This is a genomic window from Acidovorax sp. LjRoot129 (assembly GCF_964253765.1).
Classification (GTDB): domain Bacteria; phylum Pseudomonadota; class Gammaproteobacteria; order Burkholderiales; family Burkholderiaceae_C; genus Acidovorax.
The window spans coordinates 296717-310298 of record NZ_CAXUSE020000001.1 but is presented as its reverse complement, the minus strand read 5'-3'; the positions used below and the strand labels follow the sequence as shown (position 1 = coordinate 310298).

General features: G+C 66.8%; 13 protein-coding genes and 1 pseudogene. 1 reads left to right on the top strand and 13 read right to left on the bottom strand.

The features are described from left to right. Nucleotides 1-73: 73 nt before the first annotated feature. The 4 genes and pseudogenes from ACSQ3Q_RS01450 to ACSQ3Q_RS01435 form a co-directional block, all read right to left on the bottom strand. Nucleotides 74-502 (bottom strand): DcrB-related protein, encoded by a 429-nt coding sequence (locus tag ACSQ3Q_RS01450; RefSeq protein WP_436132664.1) that lies wholly within the window; start codon nt 500-502, stop codon nt 74-76. Nucleotides 503-568: 66 nt separating this feature from the next. Continuing rightward, nucleotides 569-3127: a type VI secretion system tip protein TssI/VgrG gene (gene tssI, locus ACSQ3Q_RS01445; protein WP_436132663.1), complete on the bottom strand. Its 2559-nt coding sequence runs from the start codon at nt 3125-3127 to the stop codon at nt 569-571. 180 nt (nt 3128-3307) lie between these two features. After that, entirely contained in the window at nt 3308-3814 is a 507-nt protein-coding gene (locus ACSQ3Q_RS01440) for an N-acetyltransferase family protein (RefSeq protein WP_436136913.1), read from the bottom strand. A gap of 42 nt (nt 3815-3856) precedes the next feature. Beyond that, a pseudogene (locus ACSQ3Q_RS01435) lies at nt 3857-5038 on the bottom strand (acyltransferase family protein); the annotation flags it as partial. Nucleotides 5039-5197: 159 nt separating this feature from the next. Here ACSQ3Q_RS01435 and ACSQ3Q_RS01430 point away from each other — a divergent pair. After that, nucleotides 5198-6217 carry a LytTR family transcriptional regulator DNA-binding domain-containing protein gene (locus ACSQ3Q_RS01430; RefSeq protein WP_436132662.1) on the top strand — a complete coding sequence of 340 codons (1020 nt, stop codon included), beginning with the start codon at nt 5198-5200 and terminating at the stop codon, nt 6215-6217. A 105-nt stretch (nt 6218-6322) separates the two neighbouring features. Here ACSQ3Q_RS01430 and ACSQ3Q_RS01425 read toward each other — a convergent pair whose 3' ends face one another. The 9 genes from ACSQ3Q_RS01425 to ACSQ3Q_RS01385 form a co-directional block, all read right to left on the bottom strand. Further along, entirely contained in the window at nt 6323-6652 is a 330-nt protein-coding gene (locus ACSQ3Q_RS01425; protein WP_436132661.1) for a hypothetical protein, read from the bottom strand. 112 nt (nt 6653-6764) lie between these two features. After that, complete coding sequence (locus ACSQ3Q_RS01420) at nt 6765-7499, bottom strand: helix-turn-helix transcriptional regulator (RefSeq protein ID WP_436132660.1); 735 nt, start codon at nt 7497-7499, stop codon at nt 6765-6767. A 114-nt stretch (nt 7500-7613) separates the two neighbouring features. After that, a complete protein-coding gene (locus tag ACSQ3Q_RS01415; RefSeq protein ID WP_436132659.1) occupies nt 7614-8153 on the bottom strand; it encodes a 6-O-methylguanine DNA methyltransferase in 540 nt (179 codons plus the stop codon). 213 nt (nt 8154-8366) lie between these two features. Next, nucleotides 8367-8894 carry a GyrI-like domain-containing protein gene (locus tag ACSQ3Q_RS01410; RefSeq protein ID WP_436132658.1) on the bottom strand — a complete coding sequence of 176 codons (528 nt, stop codon included), beginning with the start codon at nt 8892-8894 and terminating at the stop codon, nt 8367-8369. 321 nt (nt 8895-9215) lie between these two features. Next, a complete protein-coding gene (locus ACSQ3Q_RS01405; protein ID WP_436132657.1) occupies nt 9216-9506 on the bottom strand; it encodes a DUF2798 domain-containing protein in 291 nt (96 codons plus the stop codon). 274 nt (nt 9507-9780) lie between these two features. Further along, the gene (locus ACSQ3Q_RS01400) at nt 9781-10428 is read right to left on the bottom strand and encodes an alpha/beta fold hydrolase (RefSeq protein WP_436132656.1); all 648 of its coding nucleotides are present in this window, start codon (nt 10426-10428) and stop codon (nt 9781-9783) included. Nucleotides 10429-10433: 5 nt separating this feature from the next. Then, nucleotides 10434-11384 (bottom strand): ProQ/FINO family protein, encoded by a 951-nt coding sequence (locus tag ACSQ3Q_RS01395; RefSeq protein ID WP_436132655.1) that lies wholly within the window; start codon nt 11382-11384, stop codon nt 10434-10436. Nucleotides 11385-11416: 32 nt separating this feature from the next. Then, a complete protein-coding gene (gene glcF / locus ACSQ3Q_RS01390; RefSeq protein ID WP_436132654.1) occupies nt 11417-12667 on the bottom strand; it encodes a glycolate oxidase subunit GlcF in 1251 nt (416 codons plus the stop codon). A 41-nt stretch (nt 12668-12708) separates the two neighbouring features. After that, nucleotides 12709-13542, bottom strand: coding sequence for a YoaK family protein (locus ACSQ3Q_RS01385; protein ID WP_436132653.1), 834 nt, complete (start codon nt 13540-13542; stop codon nt 12709-12711). Nucleotides 13543-13582 lie beyond the last annotated feature (40 nt).

Below are 13582 nucleotides of genomic sequence, written 5' to 3'. Positions count from 1 at the left end.
AGCGAAAAGCCGGGAACGGGGAACAGGGCCTGTACGAACCGCCCGGGCAGGCAACGTGACAACTCGCCACCGGTTATGCAGGCTTGAAACTCGAACGGATTGCGCGCCACTGCGTCTGTTGAGCGTCTGTCAGAGGTGCTTGTGCAGCAGCCGTCATCACGACCACATTGCCCGTGCTGCCCAAGAGGTAGCCGACCTGTCGCTGATAGACCATAACGCCGTCTTGTTTGAACTGCACGGCGTATTCAATCGCCCGCAGCTCGCCAGACACGGGGTCTTTCTGCACGCTTCGATCAGTGATCTCAGTCATGCTGAATTGTTGGCCCAGCATCTGCAATTGCCGGTTGACGAGTTGTTCGAAGGTTTCTCCTGGCTCCAACCGCGCTCTAGTTACCACCACATTGAATCCCAGCCCGCTCTGGCCTGCTAGCAGCAGGTTGATGCTGTTGTCCTGCATGCCATCGGGAACACTGAAGAACCCTTCATTGATTTGGTACTGCATCGAGATTCCGGTTCAGTTCAGATAAAAATGTATCGGCTGGCCGAGCGCAATGCGCTAGCCAGCGAGCTAGGGGCAATTGAGCTGTATCGGCGCCCCGTGCACATCAAGCAGTTCACTCAGCTTGATAAGCCCATTCTTGCCCTTGATGACAACCTCACCCTTGTCGGTGAGTTTGAGCGAGGCAACGCCTTCGCCCTCCCCGATCGTCAGGGTGATGCTTTCGCCCGCCTGCAGACGAATGTGCTTCGCAGCCTTGATCAGCACTGAATCTTTGGTGGCTTGGACGTTGACGTTCTGGTCCCCGACAACAGTAGCGGTGTCCTGCTTGGACGCCAACGTGATGTTCTGCTGGGCGGTGAGATTCATGTTGCCGGTCTGGGCCTCCGAGGCCACATCACCTTTGGCGACCGTGTTGCGCTGCCCGCCCTCTGACACGTGCGTGAGCATGCCGCCTTTGACCAACTGAGTCAGCTGCGCCCCGCTGGACAGCGTGATGTGCTGCTTGGCATGCATCGACGCGCTCTGCCCCGAGCTAAGCACAATGGGTTTGGGACTGATCATCGAATGCCCTTCAGGGCTGACGATGGAGACCACGGGCTTGTTGATGTCTTTGGACATCTCTCGCAACGCTTGCGACTGCGGCATCGCGGGATCGGTATTGGTGGGCATCAGCGTCTCTGGTCCCACGCCATCTCCGCCCCCAGCTCCCCCTCCAGCAAGCGCCGCGATAGCCGCCGCAGCTTTCGACAGCGTGGCCACGGCGGCCTTGCCACCGGTCATCGCGGCGATCCCGGAGCTCAACTCCATCATGTGCGAGGTCTTGAGGCCGTTCAGAGCCTCAATAGCGCTGTTCATGGCAGCCAATGCGTTGCCCGCTTCCTCCATCAACGATTCCGTATTGGCAAGACCCGCGCCCAATCCGTCGAACCCATCCGGGTTCTCATGCGCAACCTTTTGCTTGAAGTCTTGTGTATAGGTCGTGATCAACAAGCCCTTGTCCGCCCGAATAGCCCCCCACTCATTGGTGCGCAACTCAAAGCCATAGCTGCGCTTGGCCTCTGTGCCTTGGTTCATGAGGTAGCCCATGTGCAGATGGGTGTTCCCGTGGTCCGTCGAGAGCTCGATGTGCTCGATGCCTTTCTGGTCCTCGAACCGCAGCATGTGCTTTCCGCCGCCGCCCTTGCTCCAGTTGGTCTGAAAGCCCGACTGTGTCTTGTGCTTGGGCAGCTCCCAGGGCGGCATCTGATCCGCGTTGTACACACGCCCGGTGATGATGGGGTAGTCGGGGTCGCCGTTCAGGAAGTCCACGATGACTTCTTGGCCGATGCGCGGGGTAAAGATGCCGCCATATTTCGCACCGGCCCATGGGTGGGATACGCGGATCCAGCAACTGGAGTTCTCGTCCATTGCACCGATGCGGTCCCAGTGGAACTGCACCTTCACCCGGCCGAACTTGTCGGTCCATATTTCTTCCCCGGCAGGCCCGACGACCACCGCGGTCTGTGGGCCCTGGCTGCGGGGTTTGGGCGTGGTGCGGGGCGGGGTGAAGGCAAGGCTGGTGGGCTGCGCTTTCAGCACAAAACGCTGAATGGACCCCACCTCATCCTGGGTCGTCTTTGGGGTGGGCTTGGCAATACTGCTGACTTCCGGGTTCTCCTGAAAATGGTACTGAACCGCGGTGATGAGGTACTGCTGGTTCTGATCCTCGCGCGGATAGTTTTCCAGGCTGAAGGTGTACCCCGGCGTCAGTGCCCGGCAGCTGGATTTGCCCTGCACGACGCTCTCGCGGGTGAGGTTCTCATGCAAACGCACGCGCACATACGTTTCGCCGTCGCCGTACTCGGTATAGCCGCCGGGCCACTCATAAACCTCATAGCTGTCGTGCGCATGGCCGGCCGGCATCTTGCGCATATTCGAAAGGTCAGCCTTCGGCTTCTTGAAGTCGTAGTCGTCGTTGTAGTGGCGGCCAGACTTGATCTCTTCTGCCAGCTCCCAGGCAAAGACGCATTCGCGGTCCGAGATGGCGGCCTTCTCAGGCGGGTAGAACGGGAGGGTTGCGGCGCCTGGCAAGGCGCTGTGCGAAGCCACAATATCGTCGGCGAGCGTGAGAGCGTGCTGGCCTGGCGAATGCTGGTGATAATAATAAATGCCCTCGTGCTCCATGAGCCGGGACACAAACTGGCAATCTGTCTCGTTATATTGAACGCAATAATCCCAGGTCCGATAACTGCGGGTGAGCTTCTTATCGATCGGGTATCCATATTTCCCGAGGACTTCTTCAATAATCTCGGGGACAGTCTTATTCTGAAATACCTTGAAATCGCTTTTGCGGGTGGCCAGCCACAGCCATGGATTCAACCGGGCGCGATACGAATACATGCGGTGGTCCTGGCCCTGCATCCCAAAACGGGTCACGATCGCATCTATGTACCTTTTCCCGCCGCCCTCGGTTTCCACCACAATGGTCGCGTTCTTGCCCAAAAGGGCCTTGGGATCGATGCCCTTGCTGTCACTCAGCAAGTCGACATCCAGCGAGAATATCTGGCTTATTTCTTCTGTTCCCTGCAGCTGCCTGAACTTGAGCTGGTCGCCGAGTGGCGTTTGAATGGTTACGCGGCGTGTCATGTGCTGCAGGCTGTGAGCCTAATGATTCGAAGTGCTGGGCATGATAGCGATCAGAACCACTTTTCCGTTTGACACCGCCAACCATTCGTTTCACAAAATTACCTCAAAAGGTAACCCAAGTAACCAAGGTGGAATAACAGAGACGATTTGCAACTGCATGTTGCATTGCCTGCCAGCTTCCTAAGCAATCCGTCCAATTTCAGCCTGCAAGGTAGGCCGCCAACGGCACAACACCCGCTCCCGCCCGGTCTGCGGATGCACGCTGACCGCCTCTTCCACCAGCCCGCACAGCGCATAGAACGCCCGAGCGCGCTGGTTGGACGTGGCGACATGCAGCGTCCAGCCGGCGGGGCAATAGCTGCGGCCGATCTCCCGCACCAGCGCGCCGCCCAGGCCCTGGCTTTGTGCGTCGGGCGCCACGAAGAGCTGGTGCAAGTGGTTGATGTGCAGATCCAGCACCATGAACGCGCGCAGCGCATGGTCTTGCTCGTACACCAGCGTGGTGTGGGGGGCGCCAAACTCCGCGGCCACACGCTCTTCCCAGTGCGCGATCGGCGCCACCGACGCGGCGGCGGGGTTGGCAGAACTCCAGGCCGCGCGCCAGAGATGGGCCAGGCGGGCGTTGTCCTGGACGGTGGCGGGGCGCAGTGGCACCCCGGGCTTTGGATCTGAAAGTGGCACGGTCATGCCGTCATTGTGCGAGCGCAGGAGGGCGAGGCCTCTGGAGTTGAGCCCAGGCGCGGCCGCCACGGCTTGCGGGGCAGCGCCAGCCGCCCGCGGGGGCAGACCAAACAGCGGCCGCAGCCACGCCACGCGCTGGACGATCGCCGTCAGCCCCCAGCACAGACCCACGGTGCCGGCCAACAGGGCGAGGGGTTCAGCCACAGGACCGAGGTGCCACGGCAGCAGGGCTACCGCCAGCACGATGATGACCGTCTGGTGCAGCATGTACCAGGGGTAGAGCGCGCCCTGGGCCCAGCGCAGCCACGGCCAGGGGCGGTTCAGACGGTGGTGGGCCCAGCCCAGAATGGTGAGCAAAGCCGCCCAGAGGTACACATCCGCCAGCACGCGCAAGGGCAGGCGTGCAACCCGGTGGCCCTGCTGCAGCGCCCAACCCAGCAGCCCCAAATACACCACCAGCAGCACCAGGGCGAGCACCAGGGTGCGCCAGCGCAGGCGCACGAGCTCGGCCCACAGGCCGGCGTCCAGCCCGATCCAGTAACCGTACACTAACACCGTGAAGTACACGGCGTGCAGCCAGCCGTCGTGGATCAGGTTGTGCGTGGGCGGGAAATGCGGCCACAGCAGCAATGAGTAGAGCGCGAGCGGCAGGACCGGCAGCACCACGAGCGCGGTACCGCGCAGGCCGGTGAACGCCTTGCGCAGCCGGCGCCCTGTCTGGGATTCCGCCAGCGGCAGCAGGAGCGCCAGCACCACGGTGTAGACCCAGAGGTAGGCCAGGTACCAGAGGTGGTTCCAGGTCACGCCGGCCTCCCAGCCGTCAAACGCGCCCGCGGGCCAGGTGGTCAGGCTGTAGTAGCGATGCAAAAAGGCGCCGAACCCGGGCGCGATGAGGCCGTTGGCCACCCCCTGAGCGTAGGGCTGGTAGGGCACGATCACGGCCATGCCAAAGGCCAGGGGCAGCAGCAGGCGCCCGCTGCGCTGGCGAATGAGCCCCGGCACCGTCTGCCCCCGCCGCACCAGCCCGAAGGCCAGGCCCGAGACCAGGAACACCAGGTCCATGCGCCAGAGGTTGAGCGCGCGCATGGGCGCCTGCAGCCACTCGGCGGCGTGCGGGCTCTTGATGTGCCAGTGCCAGTCGGCCACGTAGTACATGGCCACGTGGTAGAGGATGACGAGCGCGAAGGCCAGTGCGCGCAGGGCGTCGATGTCGTGGCGGCGAGAGGACATGGTGCGGTGTGGATCCAGGAAATAGGTCACTGCATCGTGGCCGTGCAACGGCGGCGCCGGACCACCTTTGGGACGGCGCAGGCTCTGAATGGGACCAGCGGTGGCCGGGCGGGACGAACCGGGGCCGCCCCCCCCACGCCGACTGCCTAAACTCACCCCATGACCGCCCCCTCCCCCGCCTGGCCTGCCCGCTACCTGCGCGACCCAGCCCTGCGTCGCCGGGCCGAGTGGGGCTTCTGGGCCACGGTGCTGCTGGTGCAGGCCGCATTCAACAGTGTGGTGACCTGGCTTGACCTGGCCGCAGCCGGCCGGCGCCTGATGCCCTGGGAGCCGGCGCTGTGGGAGCTGTCCAGCGTTGTGGTGATCGCGGCACTCATCCCCGCCGTGGCGGCGTTCGAGCGGCGCTTTCCGCTGCACTGGGACACCCTGGCGCGCCACCTGCCCTGGCATGCGCTGGGCAGCGTGGCCTACTGCACGCTGCACCTCATCGGCATGGTGGGCCTGCGCTACGTGGCCTACGCCGCCATGGGCGTGCCCTACCGCCCCGGCGACTGGTGGGCGGTGTGGGGATACGAATACCTCAAGGATGTGCGCACCTACGGGCTGATCCTGAGCACGCTAGTGGGCTACCGCTTCTTGCTGCTGCGGCTGCAGGGCGAGGCCCGGGTGCTGGACGCGCCCGAGCCTGCGGCGGCCCCGCAATCCACGCCCACGCCGGCCAACGACGCGCAGCCCCCTGGGGACGCGGCCACCACGCCGACGCCGTACCACGCGCCGCCTTCGGAAACGCATTCGTCTGCCGAGGCAGCGCCGCCACCGCCCACGCGGCCGGAGCGCTTCCTGGTCCGCAAACTGCGCCGCGAATTCCTGATCGCCGCGGGCGACATCGCCTGGCTGCAGGCCGAGGCCAACTATGTGGGCCTGCACGTGAACGGCCATGACTACCTGCTGCGCTCCACGCTCACGGACTTTCTCACGCAGCTCGACCCGGCGCGGTTTGTGCGCGTGCACCGCAGCTATGCGGTCAATCTGGACGCTATTGCAGAGATCGAGCCGCTGGACAGCGGCGATGCGCGCCTGGGGATGAAGGACGGCAGCAGCGTGCCGTGCAGCCGGCGCTACCGGGAGGGGTTGGTGCCGCAGGCGGGCCGGGCATCCCATCCCGGGCCCGCCTCCTGATGTTTATGTCCGAGCCGTTGTGGCCCTCAGCCAACAAGGGGCCATCACCCGTACCCGGCCCCTGCAGATGGGCGCCCACCGCCTTCGCGCCATGTCGTGTCGTGCTCACCCGACCGCGCGATCAGCCAGCCCCCCCACCATGCCAGCAAGCCGCTGCTCGACGAGCTGGATTTCCTGCAGCACCTCTGAAACCAACTGCTGCCGCTCCATCGGCAGCTGCAGCAAGACGGTGTTGTTGTTGTCCGATGAGGCGCACAGCTGCAGGCGTGTCGGCGCTCCATCCGGTCCGTAGAGCAACCGCACCGTGCGCGTCGACCGTTCCGGATGCCATTGCACCTCCCGAAGGAAATAGGTGCAGGCGCCCGCGGGCAACGCTGGCTGCGGGATCAGGCCCAGGTCGGTCACCAGCAGTTGATGCAGCTCGCTGCGGTTCATGCCAGTGCTCCGCGGGGCCTCACCCGGCCCTGTCCACCGGGGCGACCCGGCGCGGCGTGCAGGAACCCATCGCCACCACACCGGCCCAGGGCGTGATGGGGCCAGAGCGCGCTCAACGCAGCGCCCCGTGCGGTGGCACCGGCGGCCACTCGGGCGGCCGCGACCCCATCTCGGCCTCGACCTGGCGCAGCATGTCGGCCAGCGTTTTGCCCGGCTCCTGCCGGAACTGCTCGTCCAGCACCACCAGGTCCACGATGCGGTCGATGCGAAAGCCGCGGAAGTCGCCGCGCAGCTCGCACCAGGCCGACAGCGTCCAGACCTTGCCCCAGTAAAAACAGCCCAGCGGGCGCAGGCGGCGGCGGCTGGCGCGGCCCTGCACGTCGGCGTAGTTGACGTCCACCACGTGGCGGCTGTGCACGGCTTCGCGCAGCGACTGCAGCGTGGCCTGGGCCCGCGGATCAAGCCCCACCGATGGGGCGTACAGCGCCTGCGATTCGGCGGCCGCGCGGGCCGCTGGCGGCAGCACCGACAGGATCTTGCCCAGGGCGCCTTCCACCTCGCGCGCCAGGCCCGCGTCCAGCCAGGCCTGCGCCAGCCGGGCCGCGGCGACCAGCGCGTTGGCCTCGCCCTGGCTGAACATCAGCGGCGGCAGCTCAAAACCCGCGCCCAGGCGGTAGCCCACGCCCGCCTCGCCCTCGATGGGCACACCCTGGTGCTGCAGGTCGGCCACGTCGCGGTAGATGGTGCGCGGCGAGACCTCCAGCCGCTCGGCCAGGAACGCAGCCGTCGAAAGGCGCCGGCCGCGGATGAGCTGGACGATCTGGAAGAGGCGGTCAGCGCGGCGCATGGGTGAAGGGGTAGATTTTCAAGGTTTTGGGCTCCTAGCGCTTATTGCATAAGCACTTATAGCTATTAAAAACATAGCATTGCGACGAGACCGAGACTGGGGTGCAGCCAGCCCTTACGGCAACTTGGAGCCTGGCGCACGGCGGCCACCGCGCGTGGGCGCGGGGCTGGGCCCAGGCCCGTCCTGGACACGCAGCAGCCGGCCTTGTTGCACCACCACATGGCCCTCGGCCTCCAGGCGCTGCATCTGCCGCTCCACGCCGCCGGGGTACTTGGGGTTGAGGCTGCCATCCGCCTTGAGGGTGCGCCAGTACGGCGTGGGCGTGGTCTCGCCCGAGCGCTCGTCCTCGTCGGCCGCGCGGGCCACCAGCGTGGCAAAGATGCCGGTCGTCACCACACAGCCCACCTGCGCACCATGCGCCTCGGCCAAGTCCGCGGCCAGGGCGCGCACGGTGCTGAGCCGGCCGGCCGGCACACGGCGCATGGCAGCGTCCACATCCCGCGGCGAGGGCACGACCATGAGCCCCTCGCCCAACCGCGCCACCAGCGCCGGGGGGATGGGCTTGACCTGCGGCAGGTGCTTATAGGCTGCCAGTCTGCTGCGCCAGGGCGTAGCGCCAGTTGCTGTGACGGAGGGGTCGGTGGTGCGGGGCATGGGGGTCACCATTAAAACGCAGTGCTGCCACGGGCCGCCGCAAGGCGCACCGCCCCGTGCGGCGTTGACAGCGGGTTTGCCGACACCCACGCCGTCGCGCGCGGGGCGCAAGGCCCGGGGCAGCGGTCACCGCGGCCATCCGGGGGCCGGACGCGCACCCCGGGAGTACGAAGCCGTGGTGCCATGGGTGGTCGTGATCAAGGGCCGCGCGCGTCAGGCCGTCTTCACGCCGATGTGAATGGCCACCTTTTCCGGTCCCTCGTAGGCCTCGAAGTCGGTGCCAAAACGGCGCTGCACCTGCGGGTTCGCGGCAAAGTAGTGCCAGATCTGCACCCAGGTGTCGATCACCATCTGCGGCATGTCGCCCTGGCCGGTAAAGACGAGGTAGTCGCCGGCCTCGATGTCGACGCGCACGGCGCCAGGCACCGCCTGGGCGGCCGCGGCATCGGCCACCGCCACGCCGGCCGTCACGTCAAAGGCGCCGTGCTCGTTGGATTCATAGCCGCTGTACACGCCGTAGATGCGGCCGTCGTCGCCGCGGCTAGGCAGCTTGCGCTCCCAGCTCTCGCTGAAGAAGCGGCCCCACAGGCCGCCCAGGCGCGCGATGGCGGGGTTCATCTCATCGTTGTTGCTGGTGCGCACGGCAATGCCAGCCACGCTGAAGGCCGGAATCCGGACGGTGGTGGGGGCGGCGGCCGCGGGTGTGGGCGCGGATGCGGATGGGGTGGTGGTAGCGGTCATGGGCAAGTCCTCTCTTGTCGGTGGTGGATGGAGATCGATGGGACGCATCCCATCGATCGGTACGGTGCAGCTGCGAGGGACGGATAGTGCGCGGCCACTGCTGACAGCCTGATGTCAGTAGCCTTCAGCGCGCCGAGGGGCTGGATGCCGGGCTGCTGACATCGTGCGTCAGGAGGTCCTCGTCGGCGGCGGCGGCGGACAGCGGCCCGAACACCGTTGGAACCCCGCCTGAGCGCTTCGAACCCGGACGGGCGGGCGCGCAGCGCCATAAGCCGCAGAACGACCGGAGGCCGCGGCGCCCGCCTTAGAGCCTGGCCGCGTTCAGCCTGGCTGCTGGACAATGGCCGCAGTGGCCCGGCGAACCACCGGCAGCGCCAGCAGCAGCGTGGGGAAGGCGATGACCCAGGACAGCGCCCAGGAGCTCATCCACAGCAGCGGCATGTCTGCAGAGACGCCTGCCACGCGCACAGTGCTGATCAGCGACACGACAAAAGTCATCAGCAACGACAGCAGCAGCGGCGTGACCCACACCGCAGAGCGTGCGGGCAGCTTGCGCAGGCCGAGGAAGGTCTTGGAGGAGGAACGGGGAGAGGATGGCGAACGTTGGTTCATGGCAGTTCAGTGAATGCAGGCCGGTCAGCAAGGTGCCGCCCCAGGCCCCCGGGATCGGAGTGGCACGGGGCCACCAGCCCGGCAAAGCCGGCCTAGGTTGGCACGTTGGTTGACGTGAACGCTTACGGCAACCCGTGAACCAGGTCGCAGGCGGATTCTAAGAGCAGCCAACAAAACTCAGCGAAACGGTTCTGGCGAGTGTGGTGTTGCAGGCAGTACAAGGAGTACGACAAGACGCTGTCACGACGCCAGAAGCGTTTTTTTGTTAGCCGCTCTAAGCGGCGGCCCCCTGCAGATGGCGGCTGATGTGCCCCGCCACCGCCGCAGCGTGTGTCTGCGCCAGGTCGTGGGCGCCGCCCTGCAGCACCTGGAGCGCTGCGTTCGGCAGCAGCCCGTGCAGGCGCTGCCCGACGGCCACAGGGCTGATCGGGTCGGCATCGCCCCACAGCAGCAAAACGGGCACGCGCACGGTGGCGAGGCGGGCCGAAAGGTCCCAGCGCTGCGCGGCCACCCACAGCGGAAAGGCCGGGTTGGCGCGCACAAAGTCGGGCCGCCAGTCTTGGGGGTGCAGGTCGTCGATGGGCACGCCGCCCGATGTGGCCACAAGCACCAGGTGCGTCAAATTTTCAGGCCGATCGAGCGCCGCAAGTATGGCCACCACCCCGCCCAGCGACTGCGCGATCAGCGCGCAGGGTGCGTCCATGTGCGGCGTGACGGCATGGACCAGGTCGTCCATGCCCTGCACGGTATTGGGTGGCATACCGCCTGCCGCATTGGCGCCAAACCAGGGCCAGCCCAGCAGCACGCGGCCGGCCGGCAGCGTGATGGCATCCGATGCGGGCTGCCAGAACGCGGGGTTGCCACCCACGCCGGGCAGAAAGATGAGCCGCGCCGGGACCGCGGCGGGCGCGGGCGCTGCCATGCGCCTTATTCGTCGTGCGATGCCGCAGCCGGCGCGTCGGCTATGGCGTCGACGGTCGGGGCAGATGCCTCGGCAGCGGCCACGGCGGCTGCCGCCGCGGCCTGCACCCGGGCGGCGGCCAGGCGGCGCGCGCGTTCGAGCTGCTGGCCCACGGTGCGGGGCACCATGCCGTACATGTCGGCAAACGCCTCCAGCGTCTGGCCGCTGGCCTCGAACGCGCGCAGCAGCGCTTCGTCCTTGGCGTTGCGCGCAGACCATTCGGCAAAGGCTTCTTCCAGGATGGCGTTGGCGGCTTCGTCGCGGCCCTGCACCAGCTCAGTGTAGGCCTCGCGCGTCAGGCCCGAGGCCTCGAACGCGGCCATCATGCGGTTGCGCAGCTTGGGCAGCAGGTCTTCGGTGGCACGCGCCTTCTTGCGGCGGTAGACCTCCAGCAGCGCATGGTGCACGTGCTCGGGCGCCATGTCTTCCACGGGCTGGCCCGAAAGATCGTGGCGCTTGTCGCCCGCGGCCACGCTTTGCAAATAGCGCGTGGAGCGGGTGTGGATGCCCAGCGCCACCTTGAGCGCTTCACGCTCGAAGGCTTCAGGGTGCGCGGCAAGGATGTCCTGGAAGATTCCGCGCTTGAGCGGGCGGAACACCGCGCCGAAGAGCTGCGGGTACAGCGCGGCGAGCTGCTCCAGTGCGGGGTGGGTGCGTGGCGGCGTGCGCGAGGCGTTGCCCGGCGTGGCCGGTGCAGCAGCGGCGCCCTGGGCGGCCTCGCGGCCTTCCGGCTTGCCCCGGTTGCGGCCACCGCGGCGCGATCCGCCCGTGCGCTGCGGGGGCGCCCCGGCGTCGGCCGATGCGGCGGGCGTGGCGGCTGGCACGGCAGAGGAGGCAGCCTCGGCCGAAACAGGCGCTGCCAGGGGTGCGGCAGGGGCTGCGTGGGGTTGTTCTTGTGCGGACACGGAGTCGGTCATGGGGTGCGGAAATGGGGCAACAAAACCCGCAATCATGCCAGTGCCGCGTCCAGCACCTCAATCCAATGCCGTACCGGCGTTCCGGTACCGCTCTGCAAATGCGTGATGCAGCCGATGTTGGCCGACAGGATCACGTCCGGGGGCTGCTCGCCAAACGCTTCGGCGAGAACACCAAGCTTGCGGTCGCGCAGCTGGTACGACAGGTCGGGCTGCAGCACCGAATACGTGCCCGCCGAGCCGCAGCACAGGTGTGATTCATTGCGCGCCACGCGCAGCTTGAAGCCCAGGCGCGCAAGGTGCACCTCGACCCCGCCGCGCAGTTTTTGGCCGTGCTGCAGCGTGCAGGGCGGGTGATACGCATAAAGCACGTCGGCCGCTGGCTGCGCGCGGCCCGCGAGCTTGTCGGCCAGCTCGGGCAGCAGGTCCGGCAGCAACTCCGAGAGGTCGCGCGTGAGCGCGCTGATGCGCGCGGCCCGGGCGGCGTACTGCGCGTCGTCCTTCAGGATGTGCCCGTATTCCTTGACCGTGACGCCGCAGCCCGAGGCATTCATGACGATGGCCTCCACGCCGCCCTGCTCCACCAGCGGCGACCAGGCGTCGATGTTGGCGCGCATCTCGGCCATGCCGCCGGCCTGGTCGTTGAGGTGGAACTTGACCGCGCCGCAGCAGCCCGCCTTGTAAGCAATGACGGTCTGGATGCCCGCCGCGTCGAGCACACGCGCGGTGGAGGTGTTGATGTTGGGCATCATGGCCGGCTGCACGCAGCCCGCGAGCATGAGCACCTTGCGCGCATGCTCCCGCGTGGGCCAGGCGCCTGCTTTTTGCGGCGCGGGCACCTTGGCCTTGAGCGACGCCGGCAGCAGCCCACGCACCGCCTGCCCGGCCTTCATCGCCGGGGTGAACAGGGGCGAGGGCAGGCCCTCCTTCAGCGCCCAGCGCAACGCTTTTTCGCCCAAGGGGCGCGGCACTTTTTCATCCACGATCTTGCGGCCGATGTCCACCAGGTGGCCGTACTCCACGCCGCTGGGGCAGGTGCTTTCGCAGTTGCGGCAGGTCAGGCACCGGTCCAGGTGCAGCTGGGTGCTGCGCGTGGGCTCGGCACCTTCAAGCACCTGCTTGATCAGGTAGATGCGGCCGCGCGGGCCGTCGAGCTCGTCGCCCAGCAGCTGGTACGTGGGGCAGGTCGCGGTGCAAAAGCCGCAGTGCACACATTTGCGCAGGATCGACTCGGCCTCCAGGCCATCGGCGCGGGCGCGGTATTCAGGGGAGAGCTGGGTTTGCATGGGGTGCAGCCTGGGCAGAGAATCAGATAGATCGGACGGGTTCAGCGGCCGGCCGGGGGTTTGGCGGCCGGGTCCAGGGGTGGCGCTGGATGCGGGGCAAGCGGCGCATGGCCGTCCTGCCGCTGGTTCCGCGCAAGGCGCAGCCGGCCGCGGTCGGCCCACAGCGGCGGGAGCGACAGGGCCAGCAGCACCAGCGCCAGTGGCACCACAAACACAAAACCTACGTACTTGAAGCCTGCAGCGCCGGCGATGCCACCCACCAGGAACATCGCCAGCAGCCCCGCAAACAGCCGAAGGCGGGCCTGGTTGGCGCGCACCTGCGATTCGGGCGCTGTGCCGGTGCGGTTCCAGTACAGCATCTTGCCCACCTCGATCCCCAGGTCCGTCACCACGCCCGTCATGTGCGTGGTGCGAATCTGCGACGACGACATCTTGCTGACCGTGGCGTTCTGCAGGCCCATGATGAAAGACAGCAGCAGCACCGTCATCGGCACGGCAAAGGGCGTGGGCCAGCTGAGCGTGATGGCGCCCAGCAGGCCGAACAGCAGCATGAGCACGGCTTCGAGCAGCAGCGGCAAAGCAAAGGCGCTGCGCAGCCGGTGGTGGCGCGCCCAGTTGACCATGATGGCGGTGGTGCCGGCGCCCGACATGAAAGCCCACAACGCACCGATGGCGCCCAGAACAAGCTTCATCTGGCCCAGCACGAGGTTGTCCGCCAGCGAGGACAGAAACCCCGTCATGTGCGAGGTGTAGTGGTGCACCACCAGAAAACCGCCCGCATTGACCGCGCCCGCATTGAAGGCCAGCAACAACCCCAGCGCGCGGTTGCTGGCCGCGGTGCGGTGGTGTCCGGTGAGGTGGCGCAGGCGTCGCATGGCGGGCAGTGGGACGAAGTCGGGGCAATGGCAAAGCTTG

Bases quoted from the DNA above. Each gene is read 5' to 3' on its own strand.
- ACSQ3Q_RS01450 (WP_436132664.1), bottom strand. From the start codon at position 502: ATGCAGTACCAAATCAATGAAGGGTTCTTCAGTGTTCCCGATGGCATG.
- tssI (WP_436132663.1), bottom strand. From the start codon at position 3,127: ATGACACGCCGCGTAACCATTCAAACGCCACTCGGCGACCAGCTCAAG.
- ACSQ3Q_RS01440 (WP_436136913.1), bottom strand. From the start codon at position 3,814: ATGACCGTGCCACTTTCAGATCCAAAGCCCGGGGTGCCACTGCGCCCC.
- ACSQ3Q_RS01430 (WP_436132662.1), top strand. From the start codon at position 5,198: ATGACCGCCCCCTCCCCCGCCTGGCCTGCCCGCTACCTGCGCGACCCA.
- ACSQ3Q_RS01425 (WP_436132661.1), bottom strand. From the start codon at position 6,652: ATGAACCGCAGCGAGCTGCATCAACTGCTGGTGACCGACCTGGGCCTG.
- ACSQ3Q_RS01420 (WP_436132660.1), bottom strand. From the start codon at position 7,499: ATGCGCCGCGCTGACCGCCTCTTCCAGATCGTCCAGCTCATCCGCGGC.
- ACSQ3Q_RS01415 (WP_436132659.1), bottom strand. From the start codon at position 8,153: ATGCCCCGCACCACCGACCCCTCCGTCACAGCAACTGGCGCTACGCCC.
- ACSQ3Q_RS01410 (WP_436132658.1), bottom strand. From the start codon at position 8,894: ATGACCGCTACCACCACCCCATCCGCATCCGCGCCCACACCCGCGGCC.
- ACSQ3Q_RS01405 (WP_436132657.1), bottom strand. From the start codon at position 9,506: ATGAACCAACGTTCGCCATCCTCTCCCCGTTCCTCCTCCAAGACCTTC.
- ACSQ3Q_RS01400 (WP_436132656.1), bottom strand. From the start codon at position 10,428: ATGGCAGCGCCCGCGCCCGCCGCGGTCCCGGCGCGGCTCATCTTTCTG.
- ACSQ3Q_RS01395 (WP_436132655.1), bottom strand. From the start codon at position 11,384: ATGACCGACTCCGTGTCCGCACAAGAACAACCCCACGCAGCCCCTGCC.
- glcF (WP_436132654.1), bottom strand. From the start codon at position 12,667: ATGCAAACCCAGCTCTCCCCTGAATACCGCGCCCGCGCCGATGGCCTG.
- ACSQ3Q_RS01385 (WP_436132653.1), bottom strand. From the start codon at position 13,542: ATGCGACGCCTGCGCCACCTCACCGGACACCACCGCACCGCGGCCAGC.